The 23,059-nt window shown below is 31.0% G+C and carries 25 protein-coding genes; 23 read left to right on the top strand and 2 right to left on the bottom strand.

From position 1 onward, the window contains the following. The first annotated feature begins 4 nt into the window (after positions 1-4). From recN to BQ4446_RS06440, 20 genes are all read left to right on the top strand, one after another. On the top strand, positions 5-1,684 hold the full coding sequence (gene recN / locus BQ4446_RS06535; RefSeq protein WP_071027714.1) for a DNA repair protein RecN: 1,680 nt from the start codon (positions 5-7) through the stop codon (positions 1,682-1,684). Beyond that, positions 1,671-2,216, top strand: coding sequence for an NUDIX hydrolase (locus tag BQ4446_RS06530; protein ID WP_071027713.1), 546 nt, complete (start codon positions 1,671-1,673; stop codon positions 2,214-2,216). Before recN ends, BQ4446_RS06530 begins: the two co-directional genes overlap by 14 nt. After that, the gene (locus BQ4446_RS06525; RefSeq protein WP_374042612.1) at positions 2,200-3,018 is read left to right on the top strand and encodes a purine-nucleoside phosphorylase; all 819 of its coding nucleotides are present in this window, start codon (positions 2,200-2,202) and stop codon (positions 3,016-3,018) included. Before BQ4446_RS06530 ends, BQ4446_RS06525 begins: the two co-directional genes overlap by 17 nt. Next, complete coding sequence (locus tag BQ4446_RS06520; RefSeq protein ID WP_071027710.1) at positions 3,018-3,644, top strand: site-2 protease family protein; 627 nt, start codon at positions 3,018-3,020, stop codon at positions 3,642-3,644. The genes BQ4446_RS06525 and BQ4446_RS06520 overlap by 1 nt, the downstream gene beginning before the upstream one ends. Continuing rightward, positions 3,629-4,354, top strand: coding sequence for a segregation and condensation protein A (locus BQ4446_RS06515; protein WP_071027708.1), 726 nt, complete (start codon positions 3,629-3,631; stop codon positions 4,352-4,354). The genes BQ4446_RS06520 and BQ4446_RS06515 overlap by 16 nt, the downstream gene beginning before the upstream one ends. Then, positions 4,347-4,880, top strand: coding sequence for an SMC-Scp complex subunit ScpB (gene scpB / locus BQ4446_RS06510; protein ID WP_071027706.1), 534 nt, complete (start codon positions 4,347-4,349; stop codon positions 4,878-4,880). The genes BQ4446_RS06515 and scpB overlap by 8 nt, the downstream gene beginning before the upstream one ends. A gap of 13 nt (positions 4,881-4,893) precedes the next feature. Next, positions 4,894-5,601, top strand: coding sequence for a pseudouridine synthase (locus tag BQ4446_RS06505; RefSeq protein ID WP_071027704.1), 708 nt, complete (start codon positions 4,894-4,896; stop codon positions 5,599-5,601). After that, a complete protein-coding gene (gene mnmM / locus BQ4446_RS06500; RefSeq protein ID WP_071027702.1) occupies positions 5,598-6,146 on the top strand; it encodes a tRNA 5-(aminomethyl)-2-thiouridylate-methyltransferase MnmM in 549 nt (182 codons plus the stop codon). Before BQ4446_RS06505 ends, mnmM begins: the two co-directional genes overlap by 4 nt. Then, on the top strand, positions 6,143-7,330 hold the full coding sequence (locus tag BQ4446_RS06495; protein WP_071027700.1) for a BaiN/RdsA family NAD(P)/FAD-dependent oxidoreductase: 1,188 nt from the start codon (positions 6,143-6,145) through the stop codon (positions 7,328-7,330). The genes mnmM and BQ4446_RS06495 overlap by 4 nt, the downstream gene beginning before the upstream one ends. Before the next feature lie 79 nt (positions 7,331-7,409). Beyond that, on the top strand, positions 7,410-8,048 hold the full coding sequence (gene cmk, locus BQ4446_RS06490) for a (d)CMP kinase (RefSeq protein ID WP_209019096.1): 639 nt from the start codon (positions 7,410-7,412) through the stop codon (positions 8,046-8,048). Further along, complete coding sequence (locus BQ4446_RS06485) at positions 8,041-8,628, top strand: lysophospholipid acyltransferase family protein (RefSeq protein WP_071027698.1); 588 nt, start codon at positions 8,041-8,043, stop codon at positions 8,626-8,628. The genes cmk and BQ4446_RS06485 overlap by 8 nt, the downstream gene beginning before the upstream one ends. Further along, entirely contained in the window at positions 8,594-10,798 is a 2,205-nt protein-coding gene (locus BQ4446_RS06480) for a bifunctional 4-hydroxy-3-methylbut-2-enyl diphosphate reductase/30S ribosomal protein S1 (RefSeq protein ID WP_167632542.1), read from the top strand. Before BQ4446_RS06485 ends, BQ4446_RS06480 begins: the two co-directional genes overlap by 35 nt. 129 nt (positions 10,799-10,927) lie before the next feature. Beyond that, positions 10,928-11,476, top strand: a complete 549-nt coding sequence (locus BQ4446_RS06475) for a DUF5317 domain-containing protein (RefSeq protein ID WP_071027696.1) — start codon at positions 10,928-10,930, stop codon at positions 11,474-11,476. Between the two features lies 1 nt (position 11,477). Beyond that, entirely contained in the window at positions 11,478-12,311 is an 834-nt protein-coding gene (gene cdaA / locus BQ4446_RS06470) for a diadenylate cyclase CdaA (protein ID WP_071027694.1), read from the top strand. Then, the gene (locus tag BQ4446_RS06465; RefSeq protein WP_071027692.1) at positions 12,301-13,503 is read left to right on the top strand and encodes a CdaR family protein; all 1,203 of its coding nucleotides are present in this window, start codon (positions 12,301-12,303) and stop codon (positions 13,501-13,503) included. Before cdaA ends, BQ4446_RS06465 begins: the two co-directional genes overlap by 11 nt. Positions 13,504-13,517: 14 nt before the next feature. Beyond that, positions 13,518-14,969 (top strand): IMP dehydrogenase, encoded by a 1,452-nt coding sequence (guaB, locus tag BQ4446_RS06460; protein ID WP_071027690.1) that lies wholly within the window; start codon positions 13,518-13,520, stop codon positions 14,967-14,969. A gap of 90 nt (positions 14,970-15,059) precedes the next feature. Beyond that, a complete protein-coding gene (locus BQ4446_RS06455; RefSeq protein WP_071027688.1) occupies positions 15,060-15,752 on the top strand; it encodes a response regulator transcription factor in 693 nt (230 codons plus the stop codon). Beyond that, positions 15,753-17,159, top strand: a complete 1,407-nt coding sequence (locus BQ4446_RS06450) for a sensor histidine kinase (protein WP_071027686.1) — start codon at positions 15,753-15,755, stop codon at positions 17,157-17,159. Then, complete coding sequence (locus BQ4446_RS06445) at positions 17,156-18,568, top strand: hypothetical protein (protein WP_071027684.1); 1,413 nt, start codon at positions 17,156-17,158, stop codon at positions 18,566-18,568. Before BQ4446_RS06450 ends, BQ4446_RS06445 begins: the two co-directional genes overlap by 4 nt. Before the next feature lie 9 nt (positions 18,569-18,577). Next, entirely contained in the window at positions 18,578-18,910 is a 333-nt protein-coding gene (locus BQ4446_RS06440; RefSeq protein WP_071027682.1) for a cytochrome C biosynthesis protein, read from the top strand. On the opposite strand, the gene BQ4446_RS06435 is transcribed toward BQ4446_RS06440, so the two are convergent. Together BQ4446_RS06435 and BQ4446_RS06430 are read right to left on the bottom strand one after the other, a co-directional pair. After that, positions 18,911-19,207 (bottom strand): GIY-YIG nuclease family protein, encoded by a 297-nt coding sequence (locus BQ4446_RS06435; protein ID WP_071027680.1) that lies wholly within the window; start codon positions 19,205-19,207, stop codon positions 18,911-18,913. Beyond that, the gene (locus BQ4446_RS06430; protein ID WP_071027678.1) at positions 19,182-19,790 is read right to left on the bottom strand and encodes a regulatory protein RecX; all 609 of its coding nucleotides are present in this window, start codon (positions 19,788-19,790) and stop codon (positions 19,182-19,184) included. The genes BQ4446_RS06435 and BQ4446_RS06430 overlap by 26 nt, the downstream gene beginning before the upstream one ends. Before the next feature lie 123 nt (positions 19,791-19,913). On the opposite strand from BQ4446_RS06430, the gene BQ4446_RS06425 reads away from it, so the two are divergent. Genes BQ4446_RS06425 through BQ4446_RS06415 form a run of 3 tightly spaced genes read left to right on the top strand, consistent with a single transcriptional unit; the run spans position 19,914 to position 23,058 of the window. Continuing rightward, a complete protein-coding gene (locus BQ4446_RS06425; RefSeq protein WP_071027676.1) occupies positions 19,914-20,354 on the top strand; it encodes an FHA domain-containing protein in 441 nt (146 codons plus the stop codon). After that, positions 20,355-21,623, top strand: coding sequence for an FtsW/RodA/SpoVE family cell cycle protein (locus BQ4446_RS06420; RefSeq protein WP_071027675.1), 1,269 nt, complete (start codon positions 20,355-20,357; stop codon positions 21,621-21,623). Beyond that, positions 21,610-23,058 (top strand): peptidoglycan D,D-transpeptidase FtsI family protein, encoded by a 1,449-nt coding sequence (locus BQ4446_RS06415; protein WP_071027673.1) that lies wholly within the window; start codon positions 21,610-21,612, stop codon positions 23,056-23,058. Before BQ4446_RS06420 ends, BQ4446_RS06415 begins: the two co-directional genes overlap by 14 nt. Position 23,059 lies beyond the last annotated feature (1 nt).

The raw sequence follows: 23,059 nt of genomic DNA, 5'->3' as shown, positions 1-23,059 counted from the left end.
CAAAATGTTACTTGAATTAAATATTGAAAATTTCGCTATTATAGAAAATATGAATATTGAATTTGAAGGAGGACTTAATGTTATAACTGGGGAAACAGGTAGCGGTAAGTCCATAATTATTGATGGCCTTGGTATGCTCTTAGGAGATAGGGCTAGCAAAGATGTTATTAATACGGGAAAGGATTTTTGTCATATTGAGGGAATTTTTTCTTCCAATGATGAAAATTTATTTAATCTTTTAAAGGGAATGGGCCTTGAAATTTCTGATCCTATAATTATTTCAAAGGACATAAAAACAAAGGGGCCGGCAATTACTAGAATTAATTCAAAGGCAGTAACTGCTCAGTCCCTAAATAAAATTAGGCCCTATTTAATAGATATATTTGCTCAGCATGAGTCCATGGATTTAATGAGAAATGAAAGCCAAAAAAGGCTTTTAGATTCCTTTGGTGACAAGAGCCATAGGGAAAATTTAATTAAATTAAAATCCCTGGTAGAAGAAATAAATCTTTTAAAAAGTGATTATGAAAAAAATAATAGGGATTCACAAAATAAAAATCGTGAAATTGACCTTTTAAATTATCAGATTGATGAGATTGAAAAGGCAGAGCTTACTGATTATGATGAAGAAAATTTGGAAGAAGATTTTTTAAAAGAAGATAATAAAACTAATACAATTTCTTCCCTAGCAAGGGCCTTAGAAATTTTAAAATCTTCCTATTCTGACTTTAATGTTGAAGACGGAATAGATAAGGCTATAGGCGAAATTTCTGATGTAATAAAATTTGATGGAGAATTAAAGGTTTATGAAGAAGAACTTGAAGATATAAAATATAGGCTAAAGGATTTGACTGGAGAGCTTGAGTCCTATAACAACAGTCTTGAAATAGATGGAGAAAGGCTTGGATTTTTAAGGGATAGGCTTAATCTGGTGAACAGTCTTAAATCAAAATATGGAAAAAATCTTAATGAAATAAATTTATTTTTAGAAAATTCTCAGCAAAGGCTTGATTTTTTAGTAAATTCTGAAAAATATTTAATAAATTTAAAAAAAGAAATAGATGAAAAGGAAAGTTTGGCTCAAAAAATTTCTGAAAAAATTTCTGAAAATAGAAAAAAATTTGCAGAAAGTTTGACAGAAAAATTAAACGAAGAAATAAAGGAATTAAATATTAAAAATGCGGCTTTTAGGATTGACTTTAAAAAGAAAGACCTTTCTTTTGACGGTTTTGATCATGTAGAATTTATGATTTCATCAAATTTGGGCCAGGCCTTTGCTCCCCTTGCAAAAATTGCATCAGGAGGGGAAATGTCAAGAATAATGCTTGCCTTCAAAAGTATTATTGCAAGTAAGGATAATATACCAACTCTTATATTTGATGAAATTGATGCAGGCATTAGTGGAAAGACAGCACAAATTGTGGGTAATAAAATTAAAAGGCTTGCTAAGGATAGGCAGATAATTGTAATTTCACACCTTCCTCAAATTGTCGCCCTTTCAGACTGCCATTTCATAATTGAAAAGGAAGTTGTAGATAATAAAACAAGATCAAAAATTAAAAAATTATCAATAGACGAAAAAGTTGTGGAATTAGCAAAGTTAATAGCGGGCGATAATATTGGTGGTGCAACTCTTGATGCAGCCAAAGAAATGATTGGGGTGAATAAAAATGTCACAGATTGAAAGGACTATGAAGTCTGACAAAATTTATGAGGGAAGAATTTTAACTTTAAAAGTAGATACAGTTGAAATGGAAGGTAAAAAATATACTAAGAGAGAGATTATTGAACACCCTCCTGTTGTATGTGTTATAGCCATAACTGATGAAGGAAATATTTTGCTAGTTAAACAATATAGAAAGGCCGTTGACAGAGAACTTATTGAACTTCCTGCCGGCTTTATAGAAATTGATGAGGAACCAAAAAGTGCAGCCATAAGAGAAACTTGTGAAGAAACAGGATTTTATCCTCATAAATGTGAATATGTTAGTGAATTTTATACTTCACCTGGTTTTTCAAATGAAAAGGTCTATTTTTTTATGGCTCGTGATTTGGAAAAAAGAGAGCAAAACTTAGACGAATTTGAAGATATTAGTTTTGAAGAGGTGTCTCTTGAAAGGGCCCTTGAACTTATTGACCTTGGAGATATTATTGATGCCAAAACAATTAGCGGTATATTGTTATATGAAAGGATAAAAAATAGAAGTGGAAAATAAAGTTATTGAAGCGGTAAAACACCTTGAAGAAAAAATTAAAAATGTTCCTGAAATAGGAATAATTTTAGGGTCAGGTCTTGGAAATTTTGCAGAAGTAATTGAAGAAAAAATTGAAATCCCGTATGGAGATATTCCGAATTTCCAGAGCTCAACAGTGAAAGGCCATGACGGAAAATTAATTTTTGGAAAAATTGCAGGAAAATATCTTGTGGCCATGAAGGGAAGGATTCATTATTATGAAGGTAAGGGAATAGAAGCTAGCGTCTTTCCAATTAAAGTTTTATGTGCCTTAAAAATAAAAAAATTAATTGTAACAAATGCAGCAGGGGGAGTTAATAAAGACTTTAAGGCGGGAGATTTAATGATTATAAGAGATCATGTTAACTTTGCCCAAATAAATCCACTAATAGGGCCAAATGATGAGGAAATTGGACCAAGATTTCCTGATATGACCTATAGCTATTCAAAAGAATTAATAAAAAAAGCTGAAGAAGTGGGAGAAAAATTAAATATAAATCTTCAAAAGGGAGTATATTTTTATTTTACAGGTCCAACTTATGAAACGCCTGCAGAAGTAAAAATGGCAGGAATTTTAGGAGCAGATGCTGTTGGGATGTCAACTGTTCCTGAAGTTATTGTTGCAAGACATAGGGGCCTTGAAGTTTTGGGAATTTCAGCTATTACAAATATGGCAGCAGGAATCTTAGATAAACCCCTTGACCATAAGGAAGTAATGGAAAGCGGAAAATTAATTGAAGGTAAATTTCAAAAACTTGTAAAGGGAGTTATAGAAAATATTTAATGGCAAATTTAGATATAAAATCTTTAGTAATTAATATAATTGCTCTATTAATTGTAATTATTCCCCACGAAATTGCCCATGGTTATGTGGCATATTGGTGTGGAGATACAACTGCAAAAGAAGACGGAAGGCTTTCTCTAAACCCTTTAAATCACATTGATCCCATTGGCCTACTTTGTATGGTTATTTTAAGATTTGGTTGGGCAAAGGCCGTTCCTATAAATCCAGCTAATTTCACAAAGAATAGGAAGCTATCCTCTTTTTTAGTTTCCATAGCTGGAGTTACAGTTAATTTTATAATGGGCCTTGTGGCAGGGATTTTGCTTGTGCCTGCTTATTATAATTTATGGAAGATTACTCCAATAATTGAAAGTATTTTTTGGTATTCAATTATGCTTGGTGTATTTAATTTAGTTCCTCTTCCACCACTTGATGGTTCAAAGGTTCTTGCCACTTTTTTACCAGCCAAATATGAATACTATTTCTACAAATATGAAAGATATTTTTATATAGTTCTTGTTATTTTACTTGTAACAGGTCAAGTTTCCAGATATATTGCTCCAATTATTAATGTTATGATGCAGGGTATTTTGCAAATAGGAATCTATATATGGAATATAATATAGTTTTAGAAAGATTTGAAGGTCCCATGGACCTTCTCCTTGATTTAATAAAAAAAGCTGAAATTGACATTTATGATATACCAATTTTTGAAATTACAAATCAGTTTTTAGAATACATTGAAAATGCAAAAAAAATAAATTTGGAATTAACAAGCGATTTTTTAGTAATGGCATCAACTTTATTAGAAATAAAATCAAAAATGCTTTTGCCAAAAGTTAAAGTTCTTAATGAAGATGAGGAAGCGGAAGAAGAGGACCCAAGAAAAGAACTTGTGGAAAAACTTTTGGAATATCAGAAATTTAAAAATATTTCCGAAATTTTAAGACAAAGTGAAGAGTATGAAAAAAAAGCCATCTATAGGCTAAGAACAGAAATTGACTTTTGCAGGTCCCTAGATTTAATTGATGACTTAAGTTTAGATGATCTTTCCAAGGCCTTTATAAATATTTTAGCAAGGGAAAAGGATGATCCATCCTTAAATATTATTAGGGAAAGCTTTTCTGTGGAGGAAGCTCAAGGCCTTTTAAGGGAAAATTCTTTAAAGAATACTTCTTTTTATTTTACGGAACTTTTGGAAGAGGATTATAGGAAGGCAGAAGTTATTACTTTTTTTCTTGCCATGCTTGAACTTATAAAGATGGAGATAATTAAGGCGAGGCAAAAAAATGACTTTTCAGATATTTTAATTGAATCAAGGATAAAAGATGAATAGAGATAAAATAAAATCAATTATTGAATCCCTTTTATTTCTTTGGGGAGATTCAGTTTCCTTTAAGGATATAAAAAAAACTCTTGACTTAGAAGATGAAGTCCTAAAAGAAATTTTAGAAGAGATGAAAAGAGAATATGAGGAAGATTCTAGGGGCATAAGACTAGTTGAAACCAAGGGTTCTTATCAGCTTTCCACAAAACCTGAAAATTATGAATTTATTAAAGAATTTGTGGAAGAAAAAAATAAAAAAAATATTTCAAGACCATCTCTTGAGACCCTTTCAATTATTGCCTATAAACAGCCCGTAACAAAAATAGAAATTGAAGATTTAAGAGGAGTAAACTGCGATTCAACTATAAAGGCTCTAATGGATTTAAATTTAATTGAAATTTCAGGTATTTTAGATAGGATTGGTCACCCAAAACTTTATAAGACAACAGATTATTTCTTAAAAAAATTTGGCATAAAAGATTTAAGTGAGCTTCCAAATTTAGAAGAATTTGATCAGTTTGAAAATATTGAATAATTAAGGAGAAAATTTGAGATTACAAAAATATTTAGCCCATGCTGGCCTAGCATCTCGAAGAAAATCAGAAGAGCTTATTAAAGAAGGTAAAGTAAAAGTAAATAATAAGGTTATAGATCAAATGGGTTTTGAAGTTGACCCTCAAAAGGATAAGATATATTTTGAGGGAAAACTTTTAAAAATTGATAATGAAATGGTCTATATCATATTGAATAAGCCAATGGGAGTTGTGACAACGGCAAGTGATGAAAAGGGAAGAGTCAATGTTTGTGATTTAATTGATACGGACAAGAGAATTTATCCCGTTGGCAGACTTGACATTGACACTACAGGTCTTGTTATTTTGACAAATGACGGTAGTCTTGCAAATGTTTTAATGCATCCAAAACATAAAATTGGCAAAACCTATATTGTTACTGTAGAGGGAAGACCAAATGGAAAACAGCTTAATAAATTAAGAGAAGGTCTTAATATTAGAGACCTTAAAACCCAGAAAGCCGATGTTAAAATTTTAAAAAATTTTGACAAGGATTCAATAATAAAGATTACAATTTATGAGGGTCAAAACCATCAGATAAAAAGGATGTTTTCCTATATTGGCCACAAGGTCAAAAAATTAAAGCGAATTTCCATGGGGGAAATTTCTTTAGAGGGACTTGAAATTGGCAATTATAGGTATTTAAACAAGGAAGAAATAAAATATTTAAGAGGCTTAAAATGATAGTTAAGGAAAAATATTATGAAATTGTGGACGAGGTTTTAGCAAATGATTTTAAGGGCAAAATTGCTGTTGATGCAACTCTAGGCAAGGGAAATGACACGGAAAAACTTTTAAAAGCCGTTGGTGAAAATGGAAAGGTCTATGCCTTTGACATTCAAGATGATGCAATAGATTTTTGCCAGGAAAAATTTAAAGATGTTAATAATCTCGAAATTTTTAAAACCAGTCACGAATATATTGATATTTTAGAATCTTATGACCTAGTAATTTATAATTTAGGATACCTTCCCGGTTCTGATAAAAAAATAAGAACAAATGCCATGTCAACAGTAATTTCCCTGTCAAAGGCTACAAAAGACATAAATCCCTGTGGGATTTTAATTATTGTATCCTATATGGGTCACGAAGGTTCAGAGGAAGAAAGGACAGGGGTTGAAAGATTTTTAAAATCGCTTGACCAAAAATTATTTAAGGTGGAAAAAAGAGAATTTTTTAATGAGATTAACAATCCGCCGATTGTTTATTTAGTGGAGAAAAAATTATGAAAGTTGCCGTAATTGGAGGAGGGCCATCAGGAATGATGGCATCTTTTGTTGGAGGAAAAAATCATGAAGTTACCCTCTTTGAAAAAAATGAAAAACTTGGCAAGAAATTATATATAACTGGCAAGGGCAGATGTAATTTAACAAATTATCTTGAAGCTAGTGAATTTTTTCCTAATATAGTTAGAAATGCAAAGTTTGCCTATTCTGCAATTTATTCTTTTGATCCCTTTATGACCATAGATTTATTTGAATCTTACGGCCTAAAATTAAAAGTTGAAAGGGGAAATAGAGTTTTTCCAAAATCAGATAAGGCTTCTGATGTGATTAATACCTATGAAAAAATGCTTAAGGATAGAAATGTAGAAATTAAACTTAACACAGAAGTGTTTTCTCTTGAAAAAAATGAGGACTTTATAATAAATAAAAAATTTCATTTTGATAAAATTGTCCTTGCAACTGGTGGCCTTTCTTATAGGGAAACTGGTTCAAAGGGAGATGGCTATAAATTTGCAAAAAATTTTAGTCATAAGATAATTGAAACGCTGCCAGCCCTATGTGGAGTGGAAAGTGAAAACCTCCTTGACCTTGCCGGTCTATCCCTAAAAAATGTGGAAGTTTCTGCCTATGAGGGAGAAAAATTAATTGCTAAAGAATTTGGAGAAATGATTTTTACCCACAAAGGGGTTTCCGGACCAATAATTTTAAGTCTGTCATCAAAAATAAATAGGCGAAAAAATATAAAATTATTTTTAGACCTAAAACCAGCTCTGGACCATAATAAATTAGATGCAAGACTTTTAAGGGATTTTGAAAATAATCCCAACAAGAAAATAAAAAACGTTTTAATAAATCTTCTGCCAAAGGATTTAATAAAATATATTTTAGAGGCGTCAAAAATTCAGGAAGACAAAAGAATTAATCAAATTTCAAAAGAGGATAGGGAAAATTTAAGAAATAGTTTAAAATTCTTTGACTTAAAATTTAAAAATTTAGAAGATATAAATAGGGCAATAGTAACAAGTGGTGGAATTTCAACGAAAGAAATTGATCCCAGCACCATGGAGTCAAAAAAAGTTAAGGGACTTTATTTTGCAGGAGAAATAATTGACATTGATGCCCTTACAGGAGGATTTAATATTCAGCTTGCAAATGCAACAGGATATTTGGCAGGTCTAAATCTCTAGCTTTTCCCTTGTTTATATCAAAATTTTATAATATAATTTAATTAAACACTTTAAGTAGTGTTTTTTTATTGGAGGAAATATGATTCATATTGCAATAGACGGTCCTGCCGGAAGCGGTAAGTCAACAGTGGCAAAAATTTTATCTCGTAAATTAAACATATCTTATATTGATACGGGAGCCATGTATAGGGCTGTAACTTTAAAATTAAAAGATTTTGATCCTAAGGATTTTAATAGAATTTTAAGCGAAACTTCCATTGATTTTATAGGCCAAGACATATTTTTAGACGGAAAAAATGTATCTTCTGAGATACGCAGTGAAGAAATTTCAAGGCTTACTTCTGACTTTTCAAAAATTGATTTTATTAGAGAAAAGCTTGTTGACCTTCAAAGAAAAATTGCTGAAAAAAAATCATGCGTAATGGAGGGAAGGGATATTACAACTGTTGTTCTTCCCCATGCAAAATATAAATTTTTCCTTTCAGCAGCACCTGAAGTTAGGGCAAAGAGAAGGTATGACCAGCTTTTAGAAAAAAATATGCTAGCTGATTACAATAAAATATTAGAAGACCTTAAAAAGAGAGATGAAAATGATATGAATAGGAAAAATTCTCCACTCAAAGTTGGCGATGACGTTACATTTATAGATTCTTCAGATTTAAATGGAGAAGAAACAGCTGATTTAATTATTTCAAAAATAGGTGAGGGACATGTATAGATTTTTACAAGTTCTCTTCTACTTTTTATTTAGAATTTTTTATAGGATTGAAATTTTGGGAGAAGAAAACATTCCCGATACTGACAAATTAATAGTGGTTGGAAATCATAGATCAAATTTAGATCCAGTTGTGATTTCAGTTTTCTTTAAAAGGCAAATTTTTTGGATGGCAAAAAAAGAGCTTTATGAAAATAAATTATTTGGGAAATTTATAGGTGCTTTAGGGGCTTTCCCCGTAGATAGATTTAGTATTGATGTTAAGGCTATTAAAACTGCCCTAAGACACATAAAAGATGGAGAAGTTTTGGGAATTTTTCCTGAAGGGACAAGAGTCAAGGAAAAAAATTACGCTTTAGTAAAACAGGGAACAGCAATTATTGCCTATAGGGCAAGAGCTACAGTTTTGCCAGTTAAACTTGAAGGGACTTACAGAATTTTTGGGAAATTTAGGATAATTTTTAAAAAACCAATTGATATGTCTAAGATTGCAAGGCCTGAAAATGAAGAATATGAACTTATATCACAAGATATTATGAGAAGGGTTTATGGTGATAAAGAAATTGGAAATTTACCTAGCTGATCATTCGGGTTTTTGTGGCGGTGTAAAAAGAGCCGTTAAAATGGCTTTTGATGCAGCTGATAATCTGACCTACTCCTATGGAGATCTTGTGCACAATGAAATAGTTGTAAATTCTTTAAAGGACAGGGGAGTTAAAGATTTAGAAAATTTAAATGTCCATAACTCAAAAATTATTGTTAGGAGTCATGGAGCACCAAGAGAAAATCTTGAAATTTTAAAAAATAATAATAACCAAATAATTAACTGTGTCTGTCCAAAGGTAGAAAAAATATACAAGATTGTAGATAATTTTTATAAAAAGGGTTATAATATTATAATTATTGGTGATAAAAATCATCCTGAAGTTCAGGGCATAAATTCTTATTGCGACAATAAAGCCTTTATTTTTTCAAGAGAAGAAGATTTAATTGTGCCTAGCGGAAAAATTTGTATAGTTTCTCAATCAACAGGAATTGAAAAAAATTTTGAAAAATTAACAAATCTTATAAAAAACATTTCAAAAGACGAAGTTTTAGTTTATAATACTATATGTAACGCAACTTTTGAAAGGCAGGAAAGCGTAAAAAAACTTTCAGAAAAAGTTGATGCACTTATAGTTTTAGGTGGTAAAAAATCCTCTAATACTAAAAAACTTGCTGAAGTTGCAAGCGAAAAATGCAAAAATGTGTTTTTAATTGGATCAATAAAGGATATTGATATAAATATTTTTAAGAAATTTAATAAAATAGGTATTACCGCTGGTGCATCCACGCCAGATTCGGTAATCAAGGAGGCTGTTAGTAGTATGGAAAATTTTGACAAAGGTGAGATGATGGAAGCCATTGATAATTCTTTTAAAAGAATTAAAAAAGGCGAAATTGTAACAGGAGAAGTTCTTTATGTTACAGACAATGAAGTTATGGTTAATTTAGGTTACAGATCTGATGGAATTATTTCCAAAGAAGAACTGTCAAATGATCCTAATGTTAATCCTTCAGATTTATTTAAACAAGGCGATGAAATTAATGTCTATGTTTTAAAGATGGATGACGGAGATGGAAATGTTGTTCTATCAACAAAAAGAGTAGAAGACATGAAAGTATGGGATGAACTTGAAGAAGCTTTTAATAATCATGAAACTGTAACTGCAAAAGTAATGAGCCAAGTAAAAGGTGGATTAACTGCAAGCCTAAAGGGCATTTCTGCTTTTATTCCAGCATCCCATGTTACAATTAAATTCCAAAGAGATTTAAGTAAATTTGTTGGTGATGATTTCGTTTGTGAAATTATTGACTTCGATAAAAAGAAAAGAAGGATTGTTCTTTCTAGAAAGAATTTACTTTTAAAGGAACTTGAAGAAAAGAAAGCTGCCATCTATGGAAATCTTCATGTTGGAGATATTATAGAAGGAACAGTACAAAGACTTACAAATTTTGGTGCATTTGTTGACATTGGAGGAGTTGACGGACTTATTCATATTTCTGAACTTTCTTGGTCAAGAGTAAAACACCCACAAGAAGTAGTTTCTCCAGGAGATGTAGTTAAAGTTCAAGTTCTTAATTTAGATGAAGAAAGAAATAGAATTGCTATTGGATTAAAACAAACTACTGAAAAGCCATGGGATAAATTTACAAGCTCAGTTAAAGTTGGCGATGTAATTACAGGTAAGGTTGTAAATCTTTTAGACTTTGGTGCTTTTGTTAGACTTCAAGAAGGAATTGACGGACTTCTACATGTTTCTCAAATTTCAAGAGAACACATTGATAAACCACAAGACAAACTATCAATTGGCGAAGAAGTTGAAGTTAAGGTAACTGAAATTGATGAAGAAAATAAGAAAATTTCTTTATCAATTAAGGAACTTTTAGAACCAATTGAAAAAGAAGAAAAGCCGAAGGAAAAGAGAGAAAGACCCAGAAGACAAAGAGAACAAAAACCAAAGAAACAAATTCAAGAACCTAAAGCTGATGAATTTAATACAACAATTGGTGATCTTTTAGGATTTTCACTAGACTCCTCTAAACTAGAAGGAGTAGGCGAAGAAGAAAAAGAAGAAAACCATTCTGAAAATGCAGAAGAAGTTGAAGAAAAAGTAGAAGCTTCTTCAGAAGAAACAGCTGAAACTGAAGAAAATGAAGAAGCTCAAGAAAGAGAAGAAAAGGCCGAAGAAGCTGAAAAAGAAGAAAACTAAAAATTTGGCTACTAATAGGCTTTGAATTATATTAAAAAGATGCTACATTTTGTGGCATCTTTTTTATAAAAATTTTTCATACTATAAAAAATTTACAATTTTTATGATATTATTAATTTAGGTGGTAAAATGATTTTAGAAGCTCTTATAATTTCTTTACTTATAATTTACTTTGCTAGGGGATCTTTTGAAAAAATTTGGAATATGAAATTTAAAGGAATAGGTCTTGCCTTTGGAGGCGTCTTTATTTTACTTGCCATAAATTTTTTTACGGCAAGAGATTTTGGCAGTCCATCTTATTTTTTAGTAGAAACTTATTTTTATTTCCACCTTTTGGGACTAGCTTTAGTATTTTTATTTTTCATAGTAAATTACAAAAAAAGAGGAATGACTTTTATAGGATTTGGACTTTTACTTAATATGCTGGCAATTCTTTTTAATGGAAAAATGCCCGTATCCTTAAGGGCTCTTGAAAGGATAGGAAATTTAAGGACCCTTCAAATTATTGAAGGCGGAAAATCCTTAAGCCATGGAATTTTCCAAAATCCAAAATTATTTTTTCTTGGAGATATTATTCCCCTGGCAAAACCATATATCATGCCCAAGGTCATAAGCCTTGGTGATATAATTATTAGTATAGGTATTATAATAACTTTAGTGATGATTTCGAGGAGGTAAAATGCACGATTTAACCCATTATCTATCATTTATAAATTTAAGAGATATAATTGACATAGCAATTGTTGCAATTTTAATTTACTTCATTTTAAATTTAATAAGAAACACAAGAGCCGAGCAGGTTTTTAAAGGTATTATTATTCTTTTGGCTTTTATGCTAATTTCACAATTTTTCCAACTATATACAATTAACTGGATATTTTCTAAATTAATAACTGGTGGACTTCTTGCCCTCATAATTGTTTTTCAGCCTGAATTGCGTCGTGGTCTTGAATTTTTAGGAAGGACTTCTTCCATAAAAAATAATTTTGGAAGTGACCAAGAAAAAATCCCTGCTGTTGTTATAGAGATTTGCAATGCTGTTGGATCTCTTTCAAGGCAAAAAATTGGTGCTTTAATAATTATTGAGAGAAAAGTTGGACTTACAGAAATTATTGAAACGGGAACAAAAATAAATGGCAATGTATCAAGTGGCCTATTAATAAATATATTCATACCAAACACACCTCTTCATGACGGAGCTGTTATTATAAAGGGGCCTGTCGTTTTGGCGGCGGCTTGTTTTCTTCCCTTAAGCGATAGCAAGGCTATTTCTAAAGAACTTGGAACAAGACACAGGGCAGGAATTGGAATTTCTGAAAGAAGCGACTGTCTTTCAATTATGGTTTCTGAAGAAACTGGTCAAATTTCAACAGCTTCTGATGGTGTTATTTCAAGGTATTTAGATTTAGAAACCTTAGAACAGCTTTTACTTGAAATCTATAGACCTGATATAAATGACGGCTCTTCAATTTTAAATAAGCTAAAAAAATGGAGTGAAGGTAATGAAAAGTAATAGTAGAAAAGAATGGATGCTTAGGATTTTATCTCTGGTCTTCGCAGTCCTTTTATGGGCCTATGTTAGAGGAGAAACTAATATTTTACAGACTAAGACCCTAAGAAATATAAATGTTGTATATGAAGGAATGGATGATTTAAAGCAAAGGGGTTTTGTTATAATTTCTCCCAAAGAAGCAAAGGTAAATGTTACAGTTGAAGCTTATTCTAATACTATGCCTTATGCCAAAGATTCAATTTCTGCAAAAATTGATTTGTCAGACTATTCAGCAGGGGAATTTTCTCTCCCAATTGATGTATCTTCAATTCAGTCAGACATAAAAATCAAGGCATTTGATCCTGCAACAATCCCCATTAAAATCGACAAGAGGGCAAGCCAAGCTTTTATGGCAAATATTGTAGTTAAGGGAAAACCAGCCACAAATTTCTCTCTCGGAGATATAAAGAAACAAGAAAGAGTTTCAGTAAGCGGGCCATCAACTTTCATAAATCAAGTTGAAAAAGTTGAGGCGTCAATTGATGTAACAAACCTTAAAAAGACAGATTATTTAAAGGCAGAGATGATTGCCTATGATTCAAAGGGTGAGCAAGTAGAAAATCTTACAATTGAACCCTCAACAGTTCAAATTGAAGTTCCCATATTAAAGGTTAAAACTGTTCCCATTAAATTAAATATTATTGGAGATATACCGGAAAATATTAATACAGAATACTTTTCAGTAGAACCAAAAACTGTTACAATAAGAGGAAATTCTGATGTGATAGATAGTGTTGATTATATTAATGCTAAGGAAATTACCCTTGATAACATAAGACAAGGCACTAATGATTTATCCTTAAACTTACCTGAAAATGTGTCTTTAGTGGATCCAAAAGTTAAATTTAAGGTTAATGACAATTTAGGTCAGCTTATAAGCAATGGAAAAATTTTAAGAATAGACGATCCAAAAGTTAATTTATTAAATGAAGATGAAAAATATTCCTATAAAATGAATTATGATGGACCTATTTTAATTAAATATAAGGGACAAACGGATCGAGAACTTGAAGCAAGCGAAGTTTTATTGAACATTAATTTAAATGAAGTTACAGAATCAGGCGAATTTCCAATTGAAGTTTCATTACCTCTGGGTTTTGAACTCCTATCACTCTCACCTGAAACTATTGATATTGAAGTTAAAGAAAAGTAAAAAGAGGAGGATTTATGCAATATTTTGGAGAAGGATTAACTTTTGATGACATTTTACTTATGCCAAATAGGTCAAGTGTCTTACCAAATCAAGTAGATTTAAAAACAAATCTTACAAGAAAAATTAAATTAAATGTACCCCTAATGTCAGCAGGAATGGATACAGTAACTGAACATAGGATGTCAATTGCCATGGCAAGAGAAGGTGGAATTGGTATTATCCACAAGAATATGTCCATTGAGAAGCAGGCTTTTGAAGTTGATAAGGTAAAGAGAAGTGAACACGGCGTTATTACTGACCCCTTTTCTCTTTCAAAAGACCATACCATTGGTGATGCATCAGACCTTATGGAAAGATATAGGATTAGCGGAGTTCCAATAGTTGATGAAAAAAATCATCTTGAAGGCATAATAACAAACAGGGATGTAAGATTTGAAACTGATGACAAAAGAAAAATAAAAGAGGTTATGACATCCCAAAATTTAATTACAGGTCATCCGGGAATTTCCCTTGAAGAAGCCCTTAAAATTTTAAAAAGGCATAAAATTGAAAAACTTCCTTTAGTTGACGAAAATAATATTTTAAAGGGACTTATTACAATTAAAGATATAGAAAAACATGAACAATATCCAAATTCAGCAAGAGATGAATCAGGTAGGCTTTTGGCAGGAGCAGCAGTTGGAGTTACTAAAGATGTTCTTGAAAGAGTTGACGCACTTTTAAAGGCAAAAGTGGATGCAGTTGTAATAGATACTGCCCATGGTCAGTCAGAAGGAGTTTTTAAGACAATAAAAGAAATTAAATCATCCTTCCCTGATATCCAATTAATTGCAGGTAATGTTGCAACTTATGAAGGGACTGTAGATTTAATTAAAGCTGGTGCTGACTGCGTAAAAATTGGTATTGGTCCTGGATCAATATGTACGACAAGAGTTGTAACAGGTGTTGGCGTTCCTCAAGTTACAGCAATTATGGAAGCCGCAAGAGCAGCAAAAGAATATGACATACCAATTATTGCCGATGGCGGTATAAAATATTCAGGAGATTTGACCAAGGCCCTAGCCGCTGGTGGAAATGTAGTAATGATGGGATCACTTTTTGCAGGAACTGAAGAATCACCAGGCGAAGAACTTTATGTTGAAGGCAGAAAATTTAAAACATACAGAGGAATGGGATCACTTGGAGCAATGAGTTCAGGATCAAGCGATAGATATTTCCAAACTGAAACAAAAAAATATGTGCCTGAGGGAGTTGAAGGAAGAGTTCCATTTAAGGGAAAAGTCGGGGACATCATCTATCAATTAGTAGGCGGTATAAAATCAGGTATGGGCTACTGCGGAGCAAAAAATCTTGAAGACCTAAGAGAAAATACAAAATTTGTTAAAGTTTCTCAAGCATCACTTCAAGAAAATCACCCACACAACATTACAATTACAAGAGAAGCTCCAAATTATAGCGTTAAATAAAAAATTAATAATACTTTATAAAACTCATATTTTCATTTAATTGAATTTATGAGTTTTTTTCTTTATAATTAATTAAAGAAGGTGAATAGATTGGCAACAAAAATTTTATTAGTTGAAGATGAAGAAGCGATTAGAAAATTTGTTAAAATAAATTTAGAAAGAGAAGGTTACAATATTTTAGAAGCTGGAAGTGGCGAAGAGGGAATTGAAATTGCTAGAAAAGAGCATCCTAAAATTTTAGTTTTAGATATAATGCTTCCCGGCATTGATGGCTTTGAAGTATTAAAAACCCTAAGGCCTGAATTTCCATCACTTGGAATTATTATGCTTTCAGCTAAGGCTGAAGATTATGACAAAATTATGGGCTTTCAATATGGGTCTGATGACTATTTGACAAAGCCTTTCAATCCAACTGAATTAACTTTAAGAATAAAATCTCTTGAAAGAAGACTTGAAGAAGATGATGAGGAAGCTTCTGAAAATATGCTTATCCAAGGTGCCTTTAAATTAGACTATTATTCCAGAAAATTTTATAAGGATGGAGTAGAAATTGAACTTACACCAACGGAATTTCAAATCATGAAGATTTTTATGGAAAATCCCAAAAAGGCCATGAATAGGGATGAGATATTAAAAATTGTATGGGGAACGGAATTTATTGGTGATTCAAAAATTGTTGATGTAAACATTAGAAGGCTTCGAGCAAAAATAGAAGAAAATCCTGCCAAGCCTGAATATATTGAAACAGTTTGGGGACTTGGCTACAGGTGGCAAGGTGAATAATTGAAAAACAGAATAGGTAAAAGACTTGTAAAAAGTTATTTAATCATAATCGTAACTACAATTATTATTGTTGATATATTTTTACTTATAGGATTTAAAAAATTTTACTATAAAAATGTAGAAAATGAGCTGAAAAATAGGCTTAAATTTTCTATTTCCATTTATAATAGAAATTTTTCTGAAAATTCCTTAAATGACATAATTTTAGATGATAATGACCTCTTGTGGACTTATACTAGGGCTCAGGTGCAAATTTTAGATCTAAAGGGCTATGTTTTATTGGACTCAATAGGTGCTATTTATAAGGATCCAATTGCTACTGATGATTTTTTGGCTGCAAAAGAAAATTCTTCAAGGGTTTGGACTGGGATTGACAATAAAACTTCCGCCCAAGTTATGGCCCTAACAAGTCCTCTTATTAATTCAAAAGGGGAAACTATTGGGTATTTAAGATTTATTTCTTCTTTAAATGAAGCTAATAAATCAATAATAAAAACAGTGCTGAGTCTTATAATTTTTTCTATAATCCTTACAATAATTACTGCCATTGTTTCAATTATTCTTTCAAAATCAATTGTTAAACCAATTGGCCGTCTCACTCAAATGGCTAAGAGGATGTCAAATAGCCAGTATGAAAAAAGTGAGGAGTCTTGGGAAGATGACGAAATTGGTGAACTTGCCAAGGCCTTAAATGTTATGGCAGATGAAATTGTAAAAAAAGATAAGATTAAAAATGATTTTATATCCTCTATTTCCCATGAATTAAGAACTCCACTAACATCAATTAAGGGCTGGGCTGTAGTTTTAAGGGATTCAAAATCTGAAGAGGAACTTATGGATGAAGGCCTTACAATTATTGAAAATGAAAGTGATAGACTTTCAAAAATGGTGGAAGAACTTCTTGACTTTTCAAGATATATTTCTGGCAGAATGACCCTAGATTTGGAACTTTTTGATATTTCTCAAACTGTAAATGATGTCGCAAAGCAAATGAAGCCAAGGGCAAATTCCAATGGCATTGATTTTCAAACAGAACTTATGGAAGAACCCATCCTTACAATTGGTGACGAAAATAGGATTAAACAGCTTTTAATTAATATTATTGATAATGCCATAAAGTTTACATTTGAAAAGGGTTGGGTAAAAGTTCAGTCAAGATCAGAAAATAATAAGTTTTTAGTTTTGGTTTCTGATAATGGATGTGGTATGTCAAAAAAAGACTTGCAACATGTTAAGGAAAAATTTTATAAGGGTAAACATTCAAAGTCCCATTCTGGCCTTGGCCTTTCAATTTCAGACGAAATTGCAAAGATGCATGGGGGCAATTTAGAAATTTTCTCTGAAGAAAATATTGGAACAACAGTTGAACTACAAATTCCCATTAAGGGAGAGGGGGAAAGTGCATGAAAAAAATAATAATCTTAATTTTAATGGTTTTTTTGTCAGCCTGTTCCTTTATTAATCCGGAGGGATCAAATATAGAAACACCTGAAACTGTAAAACCTCCAATTTATGGGAAGTGGGTTGTTACTAAATATATTTATTCAGATAATTTATCAAATGACAATTTTATGTGCAAGGAAATTATAGGTATGGACGTTTTATTCGCCAATAAAGAATCCTTTATTGCAGGAGAATATATTCAAGGTCCTATTTATAAGACAAAGAAAATTAATTTAGAAAATTATTTATACAACAAATATAATTTAAATCATGAGATTTTAAGCGTTGAAAATAAGGACGCCTATGCCATTTCCATAAAGCAAAGTGATTTGGGGGCCTATGAAATTATTAAAGTTACTGAAGATAAGGCCTTTATCTTTAGAAATGGATTTATTTTTCAGATTTCTAAATCTGATGATGAGATTAAAGATAATGAGCTTAGCCTTGCTATTGCCAGTAAAAAAGATGAAAACATTGACGCATCCATAGAAACTTTGGGATCAAAAGCTGAAAGCGGCCTTTTATTAGGTCTTAAAATTCCAGACACTTCCAAGCTTCCAACCTATAATTACAAGACAATTTATATTAAATTTTCAGATGCTGGAGTTGAAAATCTTTATGAAAGTTCAAATATTTTGCTTCCTAGACTTGATGGTTTTTCAGAAGTTGAAATACAAAGACTTTTTAAGGGAAACGAAACAACTGATAATTTAATTATAAAAAAGAGACTAGACAGCATTGATGAATCTCAAACCAAGGAAAAACCCATTCAAATTGAAGATAGAAATGTCCTTAAAAATATTATTTATATTTCTGACGACATAATAAATATTGAAAATTATGATACAAATATGGGGATTAAAAAATTAAGAATTTATGAAATAGATAAATTAGAATCAAAAAAAGCCTTGGAAGTTAAAGATTTTATAGATCCAGATAAAACTCAAGGGGAAAATCTATTAGATATTGAAAATAGACTAGAAGACTCAAGAAATATAGGAATTTTTAGGCAAAATGGTTTTTGGAAATTAATGGGTAGAAATTATAATGAAGAAAAAAATACCTATAATGATTTTGACTTAAATCTCGTTCTACCAACATCAATAAATAAATATAATTCACTGCCAATTCCCATGAATGAAATAAAAAAATTTCATTCTAGGATTAAGGATGCTTTTATTTCTCCTGACAATAAATTTTTAATAACATTGGAAAATGACATGCTAAAGATATATAATATAGAAAAAGGCGATATTATTGAAAATCCACTTTTTGAAAGGGAAATAGGAGACAACGCAGATATTATTATGAGCCAATGGGCCATGGGTAGGTATTCAAGGCTTTGGCAAAAAGAAATAAGCAGAAAAAATTAGAGGTGTAAAATGAGTGAAATAAAAGAATTAATTACAGCAAATGCTGATTATTTTATATTGACTATAGGCATAATTATTTTAGGTATTATCCTAACATTTATAGTTAATTTTACAGCCAGGGACTTGAAATTTTTAAAATATATTCCGGGTCTTATGTTATTTTTCATAGGTATGTTTTCAATTTTTATGGTAACGGATAAACTTTTTGAAAAGGAAAGTTTAAATAATTTAATAGTTTTTGTAATTGGAGTCAGTTCCGGGCTTATATCTTTAATATTTGCCCTCATTATTGGAATTGCATCATCAAATAAAAACAGATATAAGAGAAATGGCAGAAGATAGTCATTTCTCTATTTTTATATCTTCAAAGGATAATAGACCCTTGATTAGTTTTTCTTTTTTTGTTCTCGGCAGTTTTTTTATGGCAATTTCATATTTTAAGGCTGCTGACTTATCCTTGCAGGGGTGCTTATAAATAAGACTAACAGGAAGGCGGGACCTTGTATATTTTGAAGCGATACCCTTGTTGTGATTTATTAGCCTTTTTTCCATATCATTTGTAATTCCAGTGTAAAAAGAATTGTCACTGCACTTTAGGATATAGACAAAGTAATTATTCATATTCCTGTCTGACTTCATATAAAAAATCCTTAATCATTTCATAAGCATAACCTTTATTTATTAAATATTTTACAGCCTTATTAATATTTTCAGTACTATAGTCATCTTTTATTTTTCTTGTAAACAAATTTCTAATATTTTCTCTTTCAAGGTCATAATCAAGGCTTTCTAAAGCATCTTCTACAGTATATTTATCAATACCTTTTGAAATTAAATTATATTTAATCTTATTTTGACCATATTTGTTTAATTTCTGACTATCACGAATATAAAGCTTTGAGTAGTTTAAATCATCTAAAAATCCCTTGTCTTCAAGCCCAAATATTATTTCTTCAATAATTTCATCTGGAATTTCTTTTTTTCTTAGATAATCTTTAACATCTTTTGTTGCCTTAATATTTTTTAAATAAGAGCAGGCCAAATTAAAGGCCTTAATAAAATTATTTTCTTCCCTTAATTTTTGGGGAAAATCATCTGCAACTTCCAAATTTTTATAGAGATTAAATTTGACTAGAGTATCTTCAATTATATTTACCTTTTCAAAATTTGAAAATTCAATTTCATAAGAATTTTTATAAAAACTAATACTTTTTATAAACATAAGATCACCACCTCTAGTTTAACAAAATTTCCTAAAATTTGCTAAAAATTAAGTGAAAAAAAATTATTAGCAATATAGGCCTAAAAAGTATATAATGTAATAAGTATTTATTAGGAGTTTTATATGTTTGAATTATTATCCCAGGTTTTAAGATACATATTTATTATAATTATCTATCTATTTATCTTTAGTATCTTAAGGCTTATGTATTTAGATATAAGACAAATGGGCAAAAGGGGATCTTCACTTGACAATTCCTATTTAAAAGTTGTCAATAGACTCGACTCCTTATCCTTTAAGATGCAGGAATATTATGTGCTTGGAGGCTTAATAAGCCTTGGCAGGTCATCAAGAAATGACATTGTTATAAAGGATAAATTTGTCAGCAAAAATCACTTAACTATTAAAGAAATTAATGGCAGTTTTTATTTAAAAGACCTTCATTCAGCAAATGGCACTTATTTAAATGGAGAAATAATAAATCCTGATGAGCAATTTGAACTTTCTAATGGTGACAAAATTGGGGTTGGATTTATTCAATTTATTTTTGTGGAGAACAGATAGATGTTAAGTTTTTTATTGAAAAATAGGAGACCGGGAAATCTCTTATTAATATTTGAACTTCTAAGTATTTTTTTGTTGTTTTTTTTCAATAACAAACACTTGGACAGGTATATAGTAATTTTATTTATAGGACTTATTCTTATTGTCTACATTTCAAATTTGGTTTTGGGCAGGGTTTCGACAGGAGATAATTATTTATTTTTAATTGTGTCCATGCTTTTAACTATTGGAATTATAACAATTTATAGAATTTCACCGACCCTCGGTTTAAAACAGCTCGTGTGGGCCCTTGTTGGAATTTTATCATTTTATTTAACATATTTCGTCATTAGAGCCATGAGAAGGCTTGAAAATCTTACAAGTCTTTATCTTTTATTATCCATATTGTTTTTTCTTTTAACTCTTATTTTTGGTAGTGAAATTAAGGGTGCTAGAAACTGGATTGTCTTTGGTAATGATGCTTTTTCCATTCAGCTTTCAGAAATAACAAAAATCTTAACCATATTTTTAATAGCTTCCTTTTATACAAAATTTCAAAATAAACTTGAAAGACACGGTGTCAAACATTCGTCTTATTATTTGATGCTTGTAATGTATATTTTTGTGGGATTTTTATTTTTACAAAAAGATTTAGGAACAGCTGTTGTCTTTATGGCAATTTATACCTGTCTGCAATTTATTTATGACAAGGACAAGACATGCCTTTATAGCAATTTACTTTTAATGGTTATTGGCGGGATAGCTTCCTACTTTTTATTTTATCATGTTAGATCCAGGGTTGAGATTTGGCTTAGCCCAATGGGAATGATAGATGGAAAAGCGGGGCAAATAACTCAGTCGCTTTTTGCCATTGGAGAAGGGGGATTTTTTGGTCAAGGGATTGGACTTGGCTATCCAAATCAGGTTCAGGTTAATGAATCAGACTTTATCTTTGCAGTTATTTGTGAAGAGATGGGAATACTTGTGGGCATTGGTATAATTATGCTCTTTATGCTTTTAATTTATAGGGCAGTAAAAATTGCCCTTAATCAAGAATTTATTTTTTATAGAATACTTGCAGTTGCAGTTGCAGTTTTATTTGCAATTCATGCCTTTTTAAATATTGGAGGAGTTATAAAATTAATTCCTTCAACAGGTCTTACTCTGCCCTTTGTATCCTATGGGGGATCTGCTATGATTTCGTCCTTTGTTGCTCTTGGAATTTTGCAGTTTACAGGTGAAGACTTATCTTATTTATATGATAGGGGAATCAAAGATGAAAACAAATGAAAATAAAAGAATTTTAATACTTCTCATATTTCTTATAGTTCTTCTCCTATCACCAGTTATATATTTAACTTATTTTACAATTTTCAAGGCTCAAGATGCTATAAAGAATCCTGCCAACAGAAGGCCGGCACTTGCTGAAAATTCTGTTAAAAGAGGAAATATTTATGATAGGGACGGGAAGGTTCTTGCCTATTCTACAGGAGAAAAATATCAGTATCAAAGGGTTTATAATTATCCGGTAATTTATTCACACATTGTAGGCTATTCCAATAGAATAGTTTCTAAATATGGCATAGAAAAAGAATTTAATGAATATTTAGTTGGGAAAAATGGATCTAAACTTGCAAAGACCTTTAAATCCCTTGTAAATAAAAATATGGATTTAAATATGGGAGATTCAGTAACCTTAACAACAAATACTGATCTTCAAAAGAAAGTAAGACAGGTTCTTGCCGACAATTATGAAAAGGGTTCAATTGTTATGATGAATCCGAAGACGGGAGAAATTCTTGCCATGGTTTCCATTCCTGATTTCAATTCCCAAAATATTGCCAAGGACATGGAAGAAATAAATAAAAAAAATAACGGAGCTTTATTTAATAATTCTACACTAGGGAAATTTGCTCCTGGTTCAGTTTTTAAAATTGTAACAACTGCTGCAATTTTAGAGTCAGGAATTTCGCAAAATTATATAGATAAGGGTGTAGAAAAAGTTGACGATGGTAGGGAATTTAAAAATTCAACGGGCAAGGCCTATGGACATATAAATTTAAAAACAGCCTTTACAAAATCAATAAATACTTATTTTATAAGAAAGGCAATTGATGTAGGCACAAGTATTTTTTCATCAGTTTGCGAAAAATTTATGATAAATAAAGATGTAGACTTTGATTTGCCTCTTGAAGTTTCTACTTGGTCCTATAATAGGCAAGGCTTTGATAAAACTGCACTTGGCTCAGCTGGCATGGGTCATGATGATATTTTAGTAACCCCCCTTGAAATGTGTTTAATTACTTCAACAATAGCAAATGAAGGGCTTATGATGAAACCTTATCTTGTTAAGAGTATTGACGGTTCTGACGGAAAAAATATTTTAAGGAGAAATCCAGAAGTCCTTTCAGAAGTTATGACTAAAGAACATGCAAATTTAATTAGGGACATGATGGTTAATGTTGTAAATAATGGGACTGGAACTGAAGCCTATGTTAGGGGTTACCAAGTTGCTGGTAAAACTGGAACGGCTCAGTTTAACATTACAGAAGGAAAAAATAATGCTTGGTTTGTTGGTTTTGCACCAGCAGATGATCCTAAAGTTGCGATTTCGGTTGTAATTCCCAATATTGCAGATTATGGAGGAAAGGTTGCCGCCCCTCTTGCAAGTGAGCTTTTAAAATATGCTCTTGATAATATAAAATTTGAAGAAGTAGAAGATTGAG

Origin of the sequence: Peptoniphilus raoultii (assembly GCF_900099555.1) — a bacterium.
Lineage (GTDB): Bacteria > Bacillota > Clostridia > Tissierellales > Peptoniphilaceae > Peptoniphilus_A > Peptoniphilus_A raoultii.
This window is presented reverse-complemented; position numbering and strand designations above follow the sequence as displayed.

Coding starts and splice junctions, on each gene's coding strand:
- BQ4446_RS06445 (WP_071027684.1), top strand. CDS start 17,156: ATGAAAAAAATAATAATCTTAATTTTAATGGTTTTTTTGTCAGCCTGT.
- recN (WP_071027714.1), top strand. CDS start 5: ATGTTACTTGAATTAAATATTGAAAATTTCGCTATTATAGAAAATATG.
- BQ4446_RS06425 (WP_071027676.1), top strand. CDS start 19,914: ATGTTTGAATTATTATCCCAGGTTTTAAGATACATATTTATTATAATT.
- BQ4446_RS06520 (WP_071027710.1), top strand. CDS start 3,018: ATGGCAAATTTAGATATAAAATCTTTAGTAATTAATATAATTGCTCTA.
- mnmM (WP_071027702.1), top strand. CDS start 5,598: ATGATAGTTAAGGAAAAATATTATGAAATTGTGGACGAGGTTTTAGCA.
- BQ4446_RS06465 (WP_071027692.1), top strand. CDS start 12,301: ATGAAAAGTAATAGTAGAAAAGAATGGATGCTTAGGATTTTATCTCTG.
- BQ4446_RS06495 (WP_071027700.1), top strand. CDS start 6,143: ATGAAAGTTGCCGTAATTGGAGGAGGGCCATCAGGAATGATGGCATCT.
- BQ4446_RS06430 (WP_071027678.1), bottom strand. CDS start 19,790: ATGTTTATAAAAAGTATTAGTTTTTATAAAAATTCTTATGAAATTGAA.
- cdaA (WP_071027694.1), top strand. CDS start 11,478: ATGCACGATTTAACCCATTATCTATCATTTATAAATTTAAGAGATATA.
- BQ4446_RS06415 (WP_071027673.1), top strand. CDS start 21,610: ATGAAAACAAATGAAAATAAAAGAATTTTAATACTTCTCATATTTCTT.
- BQ4446_RS06475 (WP_071027696.1), top strand. CDS start 10,928: ATGATTTTAGAAGCTCTTATAATTTCTTTACTTATAATTTACTTTGCT.
- scpB (WP_071027706.1), top strand. CDS start 4,347: ATGAATAGAGATAAAATAAAATCAATTATTGAATCCCTTTTATTTCTT.
- guaB (WP_071027690.1), top strand. CDS start 13,518: ATGCAATATTTTGGAGAAGGATTAACTTTTGATGACATTTTACTTATG.
- BQ4446_RS06485 (WP_071027698.1), top strand. CDS start 8,041: ATGTATAGATTTTTACAAGTTCTCTTCTACTTTTTATTTAGAATTTTT.
- BQ4446_RS06530 (WP_071027713.1), top strand. CDS start 1,671: ATGTCACAGATTGAAAGGACTATGAAGTCTGACAAAATTTATGAGGGA.
- BQ4446_RS06480 (WP_167632542.1), top strand. CDS start 8,594: ATGGTGATAAAGAAATTGGAAATTTACCTAGCTGATCATTCGGGTTTT.
- cmk (WP_209019096.1), top strand. CDS start 7,410: ATGATTCATATTGCAATAGACGGTCCTGCCGGAAGCGGTAAGTCAACA.
- BQ4446_RS06435 (WP_071027680.1), bottom strand. CDS start 19,207: ATGAAGTCAGACAGGAATATGAATAATTACTTTGTCTATATCCTAAAG.
- BQ4446_RS06515 (WP_071027708.1), top strand. CDS start 3,629: ATGGAATATAATATAGTTTTAGAAAGATTTGAAGGTCCCATGGACCTT.
- BQ4446_RS06440 (WP_071027682.1), top strand. CDS start 18,578: ATGAGTGAAATAAAAGAATTAATTACAGCAAATGCTGATTATTTTATA.
- BQ4446_RS06420 (WP_071027675.1), top strand. CDS start 20,355: ATGTTAAGTTTTTTATTGAAAAATAGGAGACCGGGAAATCTCTTATTA.